This window comes from Loktanella sp. Alg231-35 (assembly GCF_900143545.1).
Lineage (GTDB): Bacteria > Pseudomonadota > Alphaproteobacteria > Rhodobacterales > Rhodobacteraceae > Yoonia.
In genome coordinates, this window is sequence record NZ_FREV01000008.1 from 1 (window position 1) to 14985 (window position 14985).

General features: G+C 56.8%; 19 protein-coding genes. 13 read left to right on the top strand and 6 right to left on the bottom strand.

Features of this window, described 5'->3' with window-relative positions; all coding sequences use genetic code 11:
- From DHN10_RS16935 to DHN10_RS16965, 6 genes are all read left to right on the top strand, one after another.
- Positions 1-734, top strand: a 734-nt coding sequence (locus DHN10_RS16935; protein ID WP_159087030.1) for a UPF0149 family protein, incomplete at its 5' end; no start/stop codon positions are given.
- Positions 735-805: 71 nt separating this feature from the next.
- On the top strand, positions 806-973 hold the full coding sequence (locus DHN10_RS19775; RefSeq protein ID WP_234417168.1) for a zincin-like metallopeptidase domain-containing protein: 168 nt from the start codon (positions 806-808) through the stop codon (positions 971-973).
- Positions 974-1047: 74 nt separating this feature from the next.
- Positions 1048-1257, top strand: coding sequence for a hypothetical protein (locus DHN10_RS16945; protein WP_108816551.1), 210 nt, complete (start codon positions 1048-1050; stop codon positions 1255-1257).
- 78 nt (positions 1258-1335) lie between these two features.
- Positions 1336-2193, top strand: a complete 858-nt coding sequence (locus DHN10_RS16950) for a DUF3560 domain-containing protein (RefSeq protein ID WP_108816552.1) — start codon at positions 1336-1338, stop codon at positions 2191-2193.
- A gap of 455 nt (positions 2194-2648) precedes the next feature.
- Positions 2649-2843, top strand: coding sequence for a hypothetical protein (locus tag DHN10_RS16960; RefSeq protein ID WP_108816554.1), 195 nt, complete (start codon positions 2649-2651; stop codon positions 2841-2843).
- 268 nt (positions 2844-3111) lie between these two features.
- Entirely contained in the window at positions 3112-3414 is a 303-nt protein-coding gene (locus DHN10_RS16965; protein WP_108816703.1) for a hypothetical protein, read from the top strand.
- Positions 3415-3528: 114 nt separating this feature from the next.
- Here the strand turns inward: DHN10_RS16965 and DHN10_RS16970 are convergent, their stop codons facing one another.
- Positions 3529-3822, bottom strand: coding sequence for a hypothetical protein (locus DHN10_RS16970; RefSeq protein WP_108816555.1), 294 nt, complete (start codon positions 3820-3822; stop codon positions 3529-3531).
- Between the two features lie 577 nt (positions 3823-4399).
- On the opposite strand from DHN10_RS16970, the gene DHN10_RS16980 reads away from it, so the two are divergent.
- From DHN10_RS16980 to DHN10_RS17005, 7 genes are all read left to right on the top strand, one after another.
- Complete coding sequence (locus DHN10_RS16980) at positions 4400-5287, top strand: DUF2493 domain-containing protein (RefSeq protein ID WP_108816557.1); 888 nt, start codon at positions 4400-4402, stop codon at positions 5285-5287.
- Between the two features lie 584 nt (positions 5288-5871).
- Positions 5872-6405, top strand: coding sequence for a hypothetical protein (locus tag DHN10_RS16985; protein WP_108816558.1), 534 nt, complete (start codon positions 5872-5874; stop codon positions 6403-6405).
- Between the two features lie 51 nt (positions 6406-6456).
- Entirely contained in the window at positions 6457-6717 is a 261-nt protein-coding gene (locus DHN10_RS16990) for a type II toxin-antitoxin system prevent-host-death family antitoxin (RefSeq protein ID WP_108816559.1), read from the top strand.
- The gene (locus DHN10_RS16995; RefSeq protein WP_108816560.1) at positions 6710-7126 is read left to right on the top strand and encodes a hypothetical protein; all 417 of its coding nucleotides are present in this window, start codon (positions 6710-6712) and stop codon (positions 7124-7126) included. The genes DHN10_RS16990 and DHN10_RS16995 overlap by 8 nt, the downstream gene beginning before the upstream one ends.
- Positions 7127-7841: 715 nt before the next feature.
- Positions 7842-8168: a hypothetical protein gene (locus tag DHN10_RS17000; protein ID WP_108816561.1), complete on the top strand. Its 327-nt coding sequence runs from the start codon at positions 7842-7844 to the stop codon at positions 8166-8168.
- A gap of 17 nt (positions 8169-8185) precedes the next feature.
- Positions 8186-8347, top strand: coding sequence for a hypothetical protein (locus tag DHN10_RS19780; RefSeq protein ID WP_159087031.1), 162 nt, complete (start codon positions 8186-8188; stop codon positions 8345-8347).
- Positions 8348-8395: 48 nt separating this feature from the next.
- Positions 8396-8581 (top strand): hypothetical protein, encoded by a 186-nt coding sequence (locus tag DHN10_RS17005; protein ID WP_108816562.1) that lies wholly within the window; start codon positions 8396-8398, stop codon positions 8579-8581.
- A 406-nt stretch (positions 8582-8987) separates the two neighbouring features.
- Here DHN10_RS17005 and DHN10_RS19785 read toward each other — a convergent pair whose 3' ends face one another.
- From DHN10_RS19785 to mobF, 5 genes are read right to left on the bottom strand one after another with little or no spacing between them, the layout of a single operon-like run.
- Positions 8988-9161, bottom strand: a complete 174-nt coding sequence (locus tag DHN10_RS19785) for a hypothetical protein (protein ID WP_159087032.1) — start codon at positions 9159-9161, stop codon at positions 8988-8990.
- A gap of 32 nt (positions 9162-9193) precedes the next feature.
- On the bottom strand, positions 9194-10456 hold the full coding sequence (rseP, locus tag DHN10_RS17010; protein WP_159087033.1) for an RIP metalloprotease RseP: 1263 nt from the start codon (positions 10454-10456) through the stop codon (positions 9194-9196).
- On the bottom strand, positions 10453-11490 hold the full coding sequence (locus DHN10_RS17015; protein WP_234417169.1) for a hypothetical protein: 1038 nt from the start codon (positions 11488-11490) through the stop codon (positions 10453-10455). Before DHN10_RS17015 ends, rseP begins: the two co-directional genes overlap by 4 nt.
- 2 nt (positions 11491-11492) lie before the next feature.
- Positions 11493-12050 carry a hypothetical protein gene (locus tag DHN10_RS17020; RefSeq protein WP_108816565.1) on the bottom strand — a complete coding sequence of 186 codons (558 nt, stop codon included), beginning with the start codon at positions 12048-12050 and terminating at the stop codon, positions 11493-11495.
- Between the two features lie 10 nt (positions 12051-12060).
- A complete protein-coding gene (gene mobF, locus DHN10_RS17025) occupies positions 12061-14982 on the bottom strand; it encodes a MobF family relaxase (RefSeq protein WP_159087035.1) in 2922 nt (973 codons plus the stop codon).
- Positions 14983-14985: the final 3 nt, after the last annotated feature.

Sequence of the window (14985 nt, forward strand, 5' to 3'; positions counted from 1 at the left end):
GCCGCGATTTCTGGGCCATGGTCTTTGCCCGCAACGCCGTCTTGCTGGCGGCCGCAAAAGACCCCACAGCCTCCGAGTTTGTCGCCGTAGCCCAGGCTATGACCGAGGGCCGCGATCTGAAGAAGACACCGATCATGCACTTCGTTCATGGCATGAGCTTTGAAGCCTGGGTCCATCAGGACGGGCTGCCGATGTCGTCTGGTGGCCTTGAGGTCACCGAAGAGCGCTTGCCACCGGGAGACTATGCTGAAGTCGCACCTTTTGGTGCAAAGGAACAAAAGGCGCTGGATAAACTCCTGCGCCCCGCGAAGATCACGCTGCCCTGGATGGAAGGCTTTCTGACCGGTCTCTGCACCGCGCCCAAGTTCATCAAACCCTCCGAGTGGATCGTCACGATCTTCAATGTCGTTGCCGAAGACCTTGCCTCAGAAGACGACATGCAAAAGCTCCTCGACCTGATCGTGCTGGCCTACAATCACCGCCTGTCCCTGTTGCGTGAAGGCGCGCCATCAGAGGCCCTGTTTCCGGCAGACCCTATCCTGTTTTCAATCTGGGCCGACGGGTATCTGACAGCCTGGGAAGCCCACAAACCTCAATGGTCCGCAAAATCTCTCGGAAAAGACAGCAAAGCCATGCGTACGCTCCTCGAAGAGGCGGCGGATTGCAAAACCAAAACCGACCAAGCGCCAAAGCTACGCAAATGGTTGATCGCGAGCGCCGAAAAACAGAAATGATGCTGCTTATCTGTTGACTGTCAGGATAAGTCGCCGAGATTGGTGCTTGCTTCCTTGCGGTCCAGCTCGGGGTGCAGCCCGATTTCGGTCAAAGTGCTGCCTATCTGAAACGATGGTTGGACGCCCTGAAGCAAGACAATGATCTCATCTTCAAGGCGGCGGCTGAGGCGCAAAAAGCCGTAGACCACATCAACGCAACGATCGCAGCGGCCAGCGGCGTCAGCCACGCCGCCGCTTAAATCGCATCAATCATGAGCACCAAAAGAGCAAAGGCGGCTTCCGTCTTTGATGATTAGCAGCGAGGAGAAAGACCATGACCGATGTAAACGCCTACTATGCGCAACTTGTCGGCGCAGAAATTACAGCCTTCAGACTCATATCCGATGAGTTCGGCGAAGACCCCTGGCCCACATTCACTGTGAAGATGCCCGGCGGCAACGTGATGGAGATGCAACTGTCGCGCGATCCTGAAGGCAATGGCGGCGGATTTGCATTCATCGCACCGCCCAACACCGGCATCTGACCAAACCTCTCATCACCAAACCACCACGGCGTTGCGCATCCGCGTGACGCCTTTTTTGTACCCGAAAGGACACTTCCCATGAACAGCTATGAAGCAAAACAGGCCCGTCGCCAGCAACGCCTTCTGGACGCTGCCGAGAAGCAAGATGCGAAGGCAGACGCGGCCTACAAAGCGTCCGATATGAGCGAAGGCGCAACCGGCATTCCATTTGGCCAACCCATCCTCGTCGGCCATCACAGCGAGCGTCGGCATCGCGGGGCGATAGAACATGCCCACCGTGCGATGGAGCGCTGTGTCAGCCACAGCAAACGCGCAGAAGATCTGCGCACAAAGGCAGCAGGAGTCGGGCAGGCGGGTATCAGCAGTGATGACCCCGATGCCATCAAAAAACTGCAGGCCCGCGTTGCCGATCTCGAAACCAGCCAAAAGAACATGAAGGCAGCCAACAAGCTCATCCGCAAGCATCGGCGGTTTGGCGTAGATCAAAGCAGCAGCGGTCCAGACACAGAAGCGTATCTGAACGCGATGGCAGAGATCGCAGATCACTTCGATGAAACCGTCGCACGTCGGCTGATTGATCCCGGCAACCGGTTGGAGCCGGGCTTTCCCAGCTATTCCTTGCAAAACAACAACGCGAAAATCAAACGCCTGAAAGACCGGATCAAGCAGCTTGAAAAGGCAGCTGAGCAAGAGACGAAGACGCATGTCTTTGCCGGGCTATGCGAAGTGATCGAGAACGTCGAAGCAAACCGGCTTCAGTTCATTTTCGTAGGCAAGCCAGATGCCGCGACACGACAGGTGCTGAAGGATCATGCGTTTCGCTGGGCGCCTTCACAAGGCGCTTGGCAGCGTCAACTGACCAATGCCTCCCGTCACAGCGCAAACTGCGTTATTCGCGCCCTGAGGAGAGCCGTTGAAGAGGCATCAGACGCATGAGCGGGGCGCATATCGCCGCCTTCACCAAGGCAATCCAGAGCATCGCCCCGTCAAAATCGCGACGGGAGGTGTTCACCGACTTTTGCGAACTGACCTATTGTGCACGCGCAAAGGTGCCGATGCGATTGACCATGCTGTCGCTTCGGGGTGCGGCAGAGATGGCTATGATGGCTTTGAACAGACCTTGCGGAGCAGCAAACCGATCCCCGGAAAGGACTTGCCCACGACGCATCGACTGAGGTGACGTAGACGGCCAATCAGACAGATCGCATCCCTTTCGTTTTCTGGAAGATGCAAGATCCGGCCCCTGGACCAGATGGCGGCACGCGGGTGCCTTCAAGCACAACTTTCCCCTGTGCGCTGTGCGCCCATTCCTCGCGAGACAAAGTTGCGCCTGACATCTGCCCACAAGCGGGGCCGTGGGAGATTTGCATCGAAAACGAAAGGAACACGATATGTCTAAAACATTCTACAACGTCACTACACCCGTCGAAGGCAGCGATGGCGTCACACGCTTCAACCGGGTCGGGGTCGCTTTTCCCGCAAAGGAGGACTCCAAAGCCATCATGACCATCGAACTCTTCGCAACGCCAACCAACGGCAAAATGGTCATCTTCCCACCCAAAGAACGCGATGGTGATCAGGAATAGCGGTCGCTTCAAAGGGGAAGGCTATCAGCCTTCCCCATTTGCTATTGGCAACCATCGCAGCACAGCACCAAAGCCGGGAAGTGCCTCGATGAGGCACCGGGGGCCGGCTTGGCCCCCAAAGACCGCCTTGCGGTCTTAAGACCGGAGGTTTCGATATGGGCAGCCGCCCATTTGCAGAGAAAAAGTTGCTTGTGTTCACTCTTTGTTCTATATTCCCAGCATGATGGAGGGTGCAATGCAACATTCACATGGTCAAAGCCACGACCCCATGCAGTCAAACGACTATCACCAACTGCCCGCGACGGAAAAGCAGCTCAAATATGCAAGGTTCCTGTCACAAAAAACGGGAACAGTGCTGCCATGGGAAGCGCAACAGGACCGTCGCAGTCTGTCTGATTGGATCGACGCGCAAAAGTCTGCCAGACCAGTCATAGGCCAGTTTGACAACTATCCATCGTCAAAACAGGTGCAGTTTGCCGAGCGCATCGCACGCTACAAGCGCAGTGAGGTGCCACATGAGTGCTTTCGCGACAAAGGCCTCATGTCCAGGTGGATCGATTGCAATAAGTAAGTTTGGCTGGGGCGATCAGCTAAAGCTGACCGGGCTCTAGTTCGGCGGAGCCTCACCCGAGCCACTGCGTGTCTCGGCCCACAAGGGGTAACGATCCCTTCGCCGGGCAGCGATCTATGTCAAAAACCGGGCAATTAGCCAAAGCGTTCCAACCGCGAAAACAGCTATCACCAAAACTGCTTTGAACCGACTGGGCGGCGGAGTAAACTCTCCGCGCGAAGACCGATAAAAAAGGTCGTCGATAATCTGCGAATGAATGCCAAAAAGATGATATCGGAACCAAGCAATCAATGCCAACGCAATGTTTGCTAGTGGCATCGCCACTACGAAAAGAAACAATGCTGTTCCCAAAAAAACGACGATGATCTGCCAAAGCGTGTTCACATCAAATTTCTTCAAAACGGTCAACTCAAACCTTGGATGATGTAGACTAGGGTTTCAAGAATAACGATGCCTTGCAGCCAGACTGTCCTCGGCTTCGCGTGTCGGAAGTCTGAAGCGCGCCTTGCGCGCTCACACAGTCGTGTGGATGTGGCAACGGGTGCCCCGTCAGTCGATTGCGGCACGAGCAGGCAGAAGTGCCGCTTGGCCGAGGACTGCATAGCGTCAGCCATCATCTGCGCGGGGCTCAGATGAGACATTCCTCCATTCCGTCATCGGCACAGCACGGCCCGTCAGCCTTTGCCTGCGCCGGTATCGCCTGCCTCACGTATTCCTCCTCCTACTGAATGTGGAAGCATAGCCTCCGGCATGGCACCCAAATCGGCCCGCCTCAAGGATCCTCCGTATTTTCGAAAAGGGCAGGGGGCGTGGGAATGACAGTGCCGATCGGACAGATGGCGCATCTTGAAACGACGCACACTGAAAATACTGCGGCCCAGCAAAGCTGGCGCTCTGCGTCCTTGACCCGAACCGGTTTGGACGAGGGTGGTCGGTATGTTCCGCATTCCGTGGAGCAGCTGAGACATCCTAAGGAGAAAATGAGATGCTTGACCAAACAACAACATATGACGCGATTGAACTCTTTGGCCTGACTGAAAACGGCACTGACGACCTCATCATCCCCAATGATGACGCGTTGCGCGATCAAATCGTCTTTGAGACCTTCGAGACATTGATCGGCGGGCTGCAGGGCACTGGACTTGCGTCCGAGATTGAAGCCTTGGCACATGGTCTGGCCACACTGCTACAGCGCCGCGCAACGGCACTGGCTGGCCAAGCTGACAAGCACAAGCGCCAAATCCAAGGGTTGATCGAAGCCCAAGACGGCTCCGAGGTTGCCGAAATGGAACTGGAAAAGACAACCAGCCGCTTCGAGACTCTTTGGGAGAAAGCCGAAGCGCTGAAGGTCATGGCTGAAAAAGCCGCGCAGTGCTACGAGGTCGAAACCGGCACGGCATACACGCCAGTCACGGGCAGCCGTACAACAAAAGATGCCCAGGCGACGGGTGCGGTGTTCGAAGCGAAAGAGCTTCTGAACCGTCACGACCGCGAACAGGCAGATCGCTACAGGGTCGAGGGACCGAAGATTGCGATCACGGGAGACATCGAGACCAAGGACTGCCGCGAAATCTACCGCATTTTGGATCAGACATTCGCAAAACATCCGCAGATGGTTCTCTGTCACAAGGGTCACGGCAAAGGCGTCGAGCGCATCGCGGCCACATGGGCCCGCAATAACAAGGTTCGCCAGATCCTGTTCCGCCCGAACTGGCAGGGGCATGGCAAAGCGGCCCCGTTCAAGGCCAATGACGCGATCATCGCTGCAAAGCCCATCGGTGTCCTGATCTTCGGGGGTAATGGGGTTGCGATGAGCCTCGGTCAGAAAGCTGAAGCCAAGCGCATCAAGGTCGGTCACTTCGAAGTGGAGTGAACAGAACATCGGACGGTCCCGCGTAGGGGCCGTCCATTTTCATGTTTCACATCCAATGCGAATGCTCCCTTTGTCAGATGGTTCAGTCAGCTCAGTCGAGATCCTTGCCAAGTGCAAGGATCGAGCATGTGCGCAAGACAGATTTGCCTCCGCTGACGCTCTCGCAATTCTGACGATATTTGGCTGTCGCGTTGCCGCCCAAAGGGCGGCTGTGCTTAATTTCCGTCTGTCGGGTGGCCGGCGATTTCCCTTAGCAGATTCATTCTGGCTCCCAACCGCGCGGGGCGCGGTCCTCCTCTGCGTTCCGGCCCTGCGGGTGTCCGCCAGCCTGAATCGGCACGGGTCATCTTTCACCGGCCCCCCTCTGCGCCGGAAAAACGCGGGGAGGGGGAACACCGGCAGATGGCAGCGCAGAACAGGCCGTTTCCTTGGCCTGTTTGAAAGGGCCTCCCAAGCGGATGGCATCTGGCGTTGCATCACACGGCGCTAAGTAAGCGTCCACGTCCCACCCCTTGTGGGGGGGAGACATCAAGAGCAAGTTAAGAGCGACGTTTCAACAACCGGCAGGCCCAAGGGGACCAAAAATGAGCAAAATTGCAAAAACGGCACAGCGCGTTTGGAAATCGGCGCAGCTCTACATCGGGTTTCATACCGATCAGAATGGCAACGTCCGGGAACATCCCAAGGTTTGGCCACCCAAGAACGGCAAAGCCAGCATCCACCCCGACGAGGGTAAGCAAGAGGTGTTCCTGCAACTGGCAGCTGATGACAAGACACATGGCCGTGACGTACAGATCAAACTGCGCCCGGATCAGATCGTCGTCCGACGGGACGAGGGCTTCGCGTGGGAAGGCATCATTGTCCGCGAGGATGAGATCGCCGTCCGCGTCAATGGCGTCCGCATCCGCATTAAGCACGACGGGTCGATCAGCCACGAAGACGCAGGCGCAACGACCTACATCGAGGGTGACGGCGCAGTCCTGAAGAAAACCGAGTTTGTCGATGCACTGATGTCAGGAGACGGCGTGGAGTTATCGCGCCGGACGGACGACAGCATTGCGGCCATCACCGAAGATGGTGTGATCGCAAAAGCGCGCGATCAAGACGACGATCCTTGACATTCACACGTAAAATACGTAATTTACGTGTATTACGCAATGGAGGCACCCATGCCAGTCAAGATCGTAGACGAATTTCCCAAAACGGCCATGAACCGCAAGGCCACCGATGTATGGATGGCTGCATCGCGCGGTCCCGTCAGCCTGTCTGATCACGGCACATCGCGGTTTGTCCTGATGCCGCGCGATATGTTCGATGACCTCACATCGCGGGCCGATCCCCGCACTGTGCGCGCAACGTCTGAAACGCCAGACGACGAAGCCGACGCATTGCTGCAGGTCCTGGACGACGTGATCAACAGCGATGCCTAAGCCGAAAATCGGAGATATCTGGCGCTATCCCTATCTCTGGAAGCGCGAAGCGTTGGACGGCGAAGAGGCCGGACGCAAACTGAGGCCAACGGCACTCGCGGCTATTGTGCCGGTATCACAGAAATCAACACGGCTTTACCTCTTGCCCATCACGGGCACAGAACCATTCGCCGATCAGAACGCACTGAAAATCCCGGCAACCGAAATCCGCCGGGCAGGGCTGAGCGAATACAAGCGGCTGTGGGTCATCATGGACGAGTACAACCGCGACGAACTGGAAACGAGCTTTTACTTTGAGCCACACGCCGAGATCGGATCATTCTCGAAAGCATTCGTGCAGGTCATGGCTGGCCGTTTCGCCGAGGCCATCCGCGCCAGAAAGACCCAAGAGGTCAAGCGGACCGAATAGTGGGCTTGGCAGTAAAGGACACGTCCGCCTTGGCGCATTCTTACCTCATAGGCCTTGTCGTCGTGGATTGTGGGGCGTCCAGCAAAGCTGGACCGGGCTCTAGTTCGGCGGAGCCTCACCCGAGCCACTGCGTGTCTCGGCCCACAAGGGGTAACGATCCCTTCGCCAGGCGCTTTGGACATCCACCGCGATCCAAACTAGACGTGGCAAAGCCTTACGGCCAGCCTTTCTCGGCTTCGCGTGCGAAAGCCTGAAGCACGCCATGCGCGCTCACACGGTCGTGTGGATGTTGCGATGGGTGGCCCGTCAGTCGATTGCGGCACGAGCAGTCTGATCTGCCGCTTGGCCGAAGACTGCATTCCGTCAGCCATCATCTGAGCAAGCTCAGATGAGGCGTTCCTCCACTCCGTCATCGGCGCTGCGCAGCAGACCAGCCTTTGCCTGCGCCGGTATCGACTGCCTCACGTAATCCTCCTCCTACGAAAAGCGGAAGCATAGCCTCCGGCATGGCACCCAAAGCGGCCCGCCTCAAGGATCGCATGGGCATATCAAAAAGACGGTTTCCACCCCGTTGGGGCGGACCCTCCGTATTTTTGCCATCCCCACGCGCCCAGCAAAGCTGGCGCCTGCGGCGTCCTTGACCCGAACCACTTTGGACGGGGGCGGTCGGTATGTTCCGCATTCCGTGGAGCAGCTGAGACAAAGGACAGGACACATGACTGACACCATCACACTCAACGCGAGTACACCCGAATACTGGGACGATGTGAAACGGCGGACGACAGTCCGCAACGCGGATGCGATCGTGAAACGGAAACTGGAAAACCTACGGCCAAGCCAGGTCTACGAACAGTGGGTGGCGGATCACCTGGACATCATCCGCGCGGCCGCAGTCACGGCCAAGGTCGCCGATTATCAGGCCTTCAAGGCAAAGTGGGCGCGGCAACTGTCCATGCCAGAAATCGCCGAGACGGGTGAACAAGACCTGACGCGCTACGCGGCAGATGCAGTGAAAGACGCTGCAGAGGCAATGTACGGTTGAACATGGGAGAAACTGACATGACTGACGAAGCAAAGGCAGCACGTCGCGAATTCTGGTACAACCTGCAGGGCGACAACTTCCGCATCCTCAGGCCGCAAGAAAAACCGGTACGGTTCATCGACAAAGACGACGGTCACTCCGAGATCGATACGGCGGAATGGGACAGGCTCCCGTTCTGAGAGGCAAAGAGGGCAGAGCGGTCCAATCGGATCGGTCTGCCTTCTCAAATGAACCGTTTGGCAGTGTTGATAGCGTGGGAGGGGGGCGCGCCTTGGCCCCTACGCCGGGCGCGCCCCCATTTGCGCAAGCGCGAACTGATTGCATCAGACTGCGTGTCCACCGCGCGTGTGATCACCCACCCGCTGGCCGCCTTGTTGGGCGGCTTTGCGCGGGCGGGGCATTGCGTGCTGTAAGACGCCGCCTTTGTTGGGCGGCTGCGTGGTGTCTGTTGATACGTTGGAGATCCTGGTCCGATGTACCCAAAGCGCCGTGCAGCTCGTCAGCCGTCAATCAGTCGCGCACCTCATTTAGCCGAAGCTGTCACGCCACCCAAGGGGGCTTTCGCGGCATAAGCTGCGCGCGCTTCGCGTGCTCGTTATTCCACGGTCCCCCTTGTGCGCCGCGCCATCTCCGTCACATGAGGAATGACGCGCGACCGATCCGACGGCTGACGAGCAAGCCAGACGAGGCGCACCCTGGCCGCTGTCCTGACAAAGAGGCCGCAAGCGGCCACGATCTTTATTTGGCCCCCCGAGGGGGGCCGGTGCGCTCCCTCACCTCTGGCATCAAAGCAAGACCGAAAAGGAAGGTTGAGAGGTGTCAGGGGAGAGGGAGGCCAACCAAGCGCATGACGAACAGCAGTAGCGCACCAGCAGGAACCGAGACGACGGTGACGATGACCCAGAACATGCAGCGTTCAGAGTCACCTTTGATCATGTGAAAGAGAACGCCGGTGAAACACCACGTGCGCCAAACGTCGATGGCGTCAAGCATCAGGTGGGTGACTTGCTGAGGTGTGATGATCGCTAACACGTCAAGTCGTTTACGGTTGCGGTCAGCATCAGGAACACGATGATCGTGACGCCTCCGATGAACAGGACAGCCTGCATCTTCTTGCCAAGGGGCCGACCTGTCGCTCCCTCATAGCCGAGCAGCATGAGATGGCCACCATCGAGGATCGGGACTGGCAAGAGGTTCAGAACGCCGAGGCCGAGCGAGATGATAGCAAGGAACAACAGGAAGGTTTCCGGGCCAAGCTGGATGGCTTGACCGGCAACCGATGCAATCTGGATGGGGCCATCAAGATCACAGCTATCGTTCTGGCCGGTGAGTGATCCTGCAAGACCCGTCACCAGATTGGTCAGCAGGTCCCACGAGCGGGAGACACCGGATTGAACCGCATCACCAAAGGCAGGCCGTTCGGTGGCAAGCGTGAAGAGGGGCAGACCACCAACTCCGATCAGCCACCGGCCATCTGATTGCCGCGCCGTGATCTGGGTGGTCATCGGCACACCTTGACGGTCATAGACAATGGTCATCGGATCACCATTTGAAGCGGCGACGATCCGTTGCAGATCAGACCAAGCATTCACCGTTTGGCCGTCGATGGTTTGAAGCAGATCACCGGCTTGCATTCCAGCTTCAAATGCAGCTGACCCGACAGCCACATTGCCGATCAAGGGCAGGTCAGGACGGGGTGCCAGTTCTGCGCGTGGAGAGCCATCGCGGACAATCTGGTAGGTCACCTCGGAATGGGCAGGCAAGCCAGTGAGAACTGAAGACAGCGTGTCCTGCGATTGGATGTCCGCATCAGCTACGGCAACGATCTGGTCACCCACCCGAAGGCCGGTCACATCCGAGGAAAGCGTCACATGCGCCACGGTCCAAGGGTAGGCGGTGACACCCGACATAAACGGAAGAACCGACAATGCGACGACTGTGAAAATGACGTTCGCCAGAGGCCCGGCAATGGCGACAAAAGCCTGCGCAGATTTTGACGCGGCCTTGAGCGACCCGTCAATGACAGGACCGTCAGCCACCGACGAAAGAGAGGCCGCATTCTCATCGCCAACGAAGCGGACATAACCACCCGCTGGAATGCGGGAAACCTGCCAGATGATCCCATGGCGATCTTTGCGCGACCAGATTGGCTTGCCAAATCCGACGCTGAAAATCTCTGGTTTGACACCCACCAATCGGGCGGCAAAGAAGTGACCCAACTCATGAAGCACAACAACGATGAGGAAAGTCAGAATGACCCCGAAAAAGACTGCGAAAATATCGATCAATTTGACGCCCTCCGCACTGGGAAAATTGCGGCCATGGCCGAGGTGTATTCAGCGCGAGTAATCGTCGCGCGGTTACCGGCATATCCGTGGTAGTGAGACCGGCCATTCGCCAGCGGTAGACCAGCCCAGACTTTTGCCAGCTGGTCCATGAACCGATCACGGGTGATGCGTCCGTTGATGAAGTCGGAGTAGCCGGCCTCTTCGATCAGGTAGCGACCCATCATGTCTTGTGTCCGGCGATCATAGAGCGTGCCGCCTGAGAGACCCAATGCGCGAACCACCCGGTTGAATGTCGCAGGGATGATCTGGTTGCGACCGATGGCATGGGGCTGTCCAGGCGTGGCACGCACCCATGCGACAATCTCGGCGATGGTCATCTGACTGAGTGGCTTCGGCGGACGGATGGTCGCGCCGTGATGCACACTGTCATATCCATGGACCGGGCTTTCCGCTTGGCTGATCAGCGTCAGGAGCCGATCCATCTGTGGACCTTGGCTTTGCTGGACAGCACGCACGAAAGGGACAATCCGGCGCATTGCTTCAGGGGATGAAGCAGTCTGTGCCGCCGCAGCTGATGCCGGGGAGAACCTGTCAGCTGATGACCAGCCCGCACCGCTGGAAACAGGTGCCCAGCCTTCAGCTGAGAGAGGTGAACCGACGACTGCAGTGATAGCCACCAGCTGAGCGGCAGTCCCAAACTGTTGCGCGATTTTGGAAGCAGCAGCGCAGAGGTTGTGGATGAGAAGCGGGAGGAGATAGGGTTTCGGCCCTTCGGACCGATCAGGACGGCACACCTGACGCAGCTGAAGCTGCAGGGGCGTTTCGCTCAATAAAATAAGGGGTCTATGAGCAAAAACCGATTGTTTTCTGTGGTACAGTCGTTTTTTATCATTTAGTTTCAACGGTTTACAAACTGCGTTGGCAGCGGCTGCCAGTACCATCGGCAGCCGCTGCCACCCAATATTAGCTGATTGACGCATTTGCGTCAGCATTTTTTCGAGATTTTCTGTGACATGAGGGGAAAGTCTTTTCATTTTCAACGTTCCGTTCCTGCGCGTTCAAGCTGGGGTTTCGTGAGGGCCGCCTCTTGCTCTGCGATGGTCAAGCGTTCTTCTTCCGCGCGGCCGATGGCATTTTGAACTTGAACCTGGCGAGACTTGTTCTGGTCCTGCACGAGCGAAGACAGGGCGGATAGTTGTTTGCCCAAGTCCTTTTCGATTTCCTGTAGGCGGACATGGAGACGATCACGTTCGTCACCATCGCTCATGTGGCTGCCAACCATAGTGCTGATATGGATCAGCAGTTTTTCGAACTCTCTTGTGCGATGGTCGATCATGTCTGTGAGGTGTGTCACCGAGTCCGATGTGCTGGACAGAGCTGATGAAAGTGCGCTGTTGATTTTGAGAAAGCGAGTGACGGTGTCGGCGTTTGCGACAGCTTGCATTTCGAGGTGGCTGACGCGATCGCGTGTTTGGACCAGAGAGACGAACTCGGCATCCAGTGCTTTTGCGGAAGAGTCAGGCATACGCCGGAGGTAGTTGGACAGTTCTGTTCCGAGCGTCATTCGGATGTTTTGGGTGTTGTCATTGCTCATGTTGGGTCTCCTATCGGGAGCGTTCGTCACGCTGTTTTTGGTCCTGGGTCATGCTGGCGATCAGGCGGTCTGCGAAGCTCATTTGAGCGTCCTTCGACTTGTCATCCTGGTCCTGATCTTTGGGCTCTTTTTCCGAGCGTTTTTCGGACTTCTGTTTGTTGGCTTTTCCGACCTGAATATCGCGCTCGTTTTGGCCGGTTTCGTCGCGCTCTTTGTTCGGCGTTTTGGCGTCCGGTTTTGCTTGGTCGCGTTGGGCGGCGAGCGCCTCCAATGCGTTCATGCGTTCGCCGGTTTGGTCAGCAATTGTGGTCGCCAGTTTGTCGACGTGATCGGTTACCAGGTGGATCGTGTCGCGCATCCGCGACAGAGAGACATAGAAGCTCTTCTGCGTGGTGAGTTGTTCGGCTGACGACATCGCCAAGAGAACGCGATCTACGGTGCTGCCTTGGAAGTCATGGGCCGTCGAGGCGTAGGCCAACTGCATGCCGCGGGCAGCCAAGCTGTCGGTGGGAATTGTCAGTTCATCGACGTCTTTTGTGACAACCGTAAAGGTGTCTTTGCCGATGGATTTGAGGTGACCTTCAGCTGAGTTGAAGATGCCGTTTTCGCGATCCGTGATCTTGAACTTGATGGCATCGCCAACATGAAAGTCCTGCTTGTCGGTCGAGAACACAGCCAGCTTGCGGGCATCGCTACTGCCATGCGCAAGACTGAGAGAGATGGTCTCTCGGTCAGGAGACTGAAGGTTAAGTCTTTGGTCCTCACGAGACACGCTGGTCACAGTGTAAAGGACGTTCGCGTTCATCGGAGATTGGGAAGAGGCGACAGGCGAAACGACGATATCGCCAACCTTGTAGCTGCCAACTTCTCTGGCCTCCGCTTGGCTGAAATTGCGGGGAATAAGCGACGCGACTTTCACCGCGCCTTCACCTATGAGGTTGGCACTTCGAAGCTGTCCTTGGATCTGCTCATTCACATCCTTCCGCAGAGCGTTGGTGAGAACGATCAGGCCGGTGGCAGAGCGTTGATCTGGCGTCATTGCCATGTAGGAGTCGGCCATCGTCGTCGCGATTTGCTCGCGAACCGCGGCCAGTTTCCCGCCGCCAACTTCCGTGAGTTGATTGACGCCAGCCATGGCCGTTTTTATATTGCCAGCAATAGCCGATAGAACGACGGACCGACCCTCATCCGTTCGTTGCCGTTGAATGTCGGTCATCAAAGCGGTTGGCATTCCGGCATCCTGCAGAGCACGGAAAGATGACCCGGCGCCGACGGCTTCGAGCTGTTTCACATCGCCGATGAGAACGACTTTGGCATAGCCTTGGGCGGCGGCCATCTTGAGCACGCGGTTCATTGAATCCGATGAGAGCATTGAGGCTTCATCAACGGCGAGAATTGTTTTGGATTTGTCACCGAGGTTTGCGCCGTTCTCATGACGCACCAATGCGCTTTCTACGGTAGAGGCCACAGGTAAGGCGTCGTTGAGCGCTGTGACGGCTTTATGGGATGGGGCCAAGCCTTCAATCTCGTATCCACGTGCCTGCGCCATCCGAAGAGCGGTTTCCAGCATGTAGGTTTTGCCTGTGCCAGCATAGCCTTGAACAGCAGTCACATACGACGTCGAAGAAAGAACCATGCCGGCGGCTTCCTTCTGGCCATCAGTGAGTGTTGTGCGGTCGAGTTTTCGTGAAATGACAGCGTCAGATCTGCGTCGTGTAGCCCGTTCCATTGTGTTACGAAGATCGACAACCTCACGCCGCATCCCTGCTCGCATCAGATCCTTGTTTTCCGTTTCCAGGCGGATGTTCTCGACATCGGTGTAGAAACGGCCTTCTTTAAGATCGACGGGGTGAAGGATGCGGTCTTTGACGTATCCTTTAAGCTCTGTTGCGGCCGACTTTTCCGTGACGCCTGGTGCAAACTTCATGGCCGTCATCAGAAGATCTTTTTCCGAATAGACGGCCTCTCGCTCAGAGTGATGCGCAATGGCAAAATCGACTGCATCAGCTGCGGATTTCTCTCTCACGGTGAATGAGGGTTGCTCGTGCTTGGACGCTTCACGAAGAGCTTGCTGAAGATCAATGTTCAGAGACTTGACTTCGGCGGCCCAGGCGGCGCGAAGTTCAGAGCGTTGAACCGGTTTCTTTGCCGATCGGGTTGCTAGTGCCGCGAGGGAGCTAGCAACAGCCGTGGGTTCGTAGCTCTTGTTCTTGAGAGCCTGTTCGATCTCTTCCCGTCGTTTTGAGAAGGTGTCGACCAGCTCCTGGGGAACACCCTTAATGTCAAAAAGACCCTTGTCTAACGCTTTGGTCTCGTAACCGAGGTCCTGGAGATTGCCGGCCAATTCCGAGCGATAAATCTGACCAAGGAGCATCTTTCCGTTGTAGAGCGCTTCATTCGACAGGGATCGAAACGTGCCGGTGCTATCTTTGACCATATTGGCAATGACTGCGTGCGTGTGCAGTTGGGGATCGAGAGCGCGGGACGTGTCATGCTGAAACAGGCCAGCGATGATCTTGCCGCCTTTCTCCGTCTGGACCTGTCCATTGACGTACTTACGGGTTTGAACAAGATTTGCCTCTGCATAGTCCAAGGCAACTTTCACGGCATCAGTATGCGCTTTGAGGATCCGCGTGTCGTCGCCAACCAGAGCTGCAATGGAGACGGCCTTTGGTGCGGAGAATGTAAGGTCTATTCCGGGCCTATGTTCACGTTCACCATCTCGGTATCGGCCAAGCATCCTTCCGTCGGGTGTCTGACCATCCAGTATGGCGGTAAAGCGATCGTCAGAGAAAGTGTCAGTCAGGCCAGCTTCTTCAGCTGCCTTGCCATAAAACTGCGATGACTTCTCGGCGTCATTGCTGCCTTCCAAATAATAGCCTTCGGCCTTGTAATATCCACTGGACGCATGGCCAGACGATACGTTCGACATTGA

Excerpts from the sequence above, each read along its gene's own strand:
- DHN10_RS16945 (WP_108816551.1), top strand. The coding sequence starts at position 1,048 with ATGACCGATGTAAACGCCTACTATGCGCAACTTGTCGGCGCAGAAATT.
- DHN10_RS16950 (WP_108816552.1), top strand. The coding sequence starts at position 1,336 with ATGAACAGCTATGAAGCAAAACAGGCCCGTCGCCAGCAACGCCTTCTG.
- DHN10_RS16960 (WP_108816554.1), top strand. The coding sequence starts at position 2,649 with ATGTCTAAAACATTCTACAACGTCACTACACCCGTCGAAGGCAGCGAT.
- DHN10_RS16965 (WP_108816703.1), top strand. The coding sequence starts at position 3,112 with ATGCAGTCAAACGACTATCACCAACTGCCCGCGACGGAAAAGCAGCTC.
- DHN10_RS16980 (WP_108816557.1), top strand. The coding sequence starts at position 4,400 with ATGCTTGACCAAACAACAACATATGACGCGATTGAACTCTTTGGCCTG.
- DHN10_RS16985 (WP_108816558.1), top strand. The coding sequence starts at position 5,872 with ATGAGCAAAATTGCAAAAACGGCACAGCGCGTTTGGAAATCGGCGCAG.
- DHN10_RS16990 (WP_108816559.1), top strand. The coding sequence starts at position 6,457 with ATGCCAGTCAAGATCGTAGACGAATTTCCCAAAACGGCCATGAACCGC.
- DHN10_RS16995 (WP_108816560.1), top strand. The coding sequence starts at position 6,710 with ATGCCTAAGCCGAAAATCGGAGATATCTGGCGCTATCCCTATCTCTGG.
- DHN10_RS17000 (WP_108816561.1), top strand. The coding sequence starts at position 7,842 with ATGACTGACACCATCACACTCAACGCGAGTACACCCGAATACTGGGAC.
- DHN10_RS19780 (WP_159087031.1), top strand. The coding sequence starts at position 8,186 with ATGACTGACGAAGCAAAGGCAGCACGTCGCGAATTCTGGTACAACCTG.
- DHN10_RS17005 (WP_108816562.1), top strand. The coding sequence starts at position 8,396 with ATGAACCGTTTGGCAGTGTTGATAGCGTGGGAGGGGGGCGCGCCTTGG.
- DHN10_RS19785 (WP_159087032.1), bottom strand. The coding sequence starts at position 9,161 with ATGCTTGACGCCATCGACGTTTGGCGCACGTGGTGTTTCACCGGCGTT.
- DHN10_RS17015 (WP_234417169.1), bottom strand. The coding sequence starts at position 11,490 with ATGAAAAGACTTTCCCCTCATGTCACAGAAAATCTCGAAAAAATGCTG.
- DHN10_RS17020 (WP_108816565.1), bottom strand. The coding sequence starts at position 12,050 with ATGAGCAATGACAACACCCAAAACATCCGAATGACGCTCGGAACAGAA.
- mobF (WP_159087035.1), bottom strand. The coding sequence starts at position 14,982 with ATGTCGAACGTATCGTCTGGCCATGCGTCCAGTGGATATTACAAGGCC.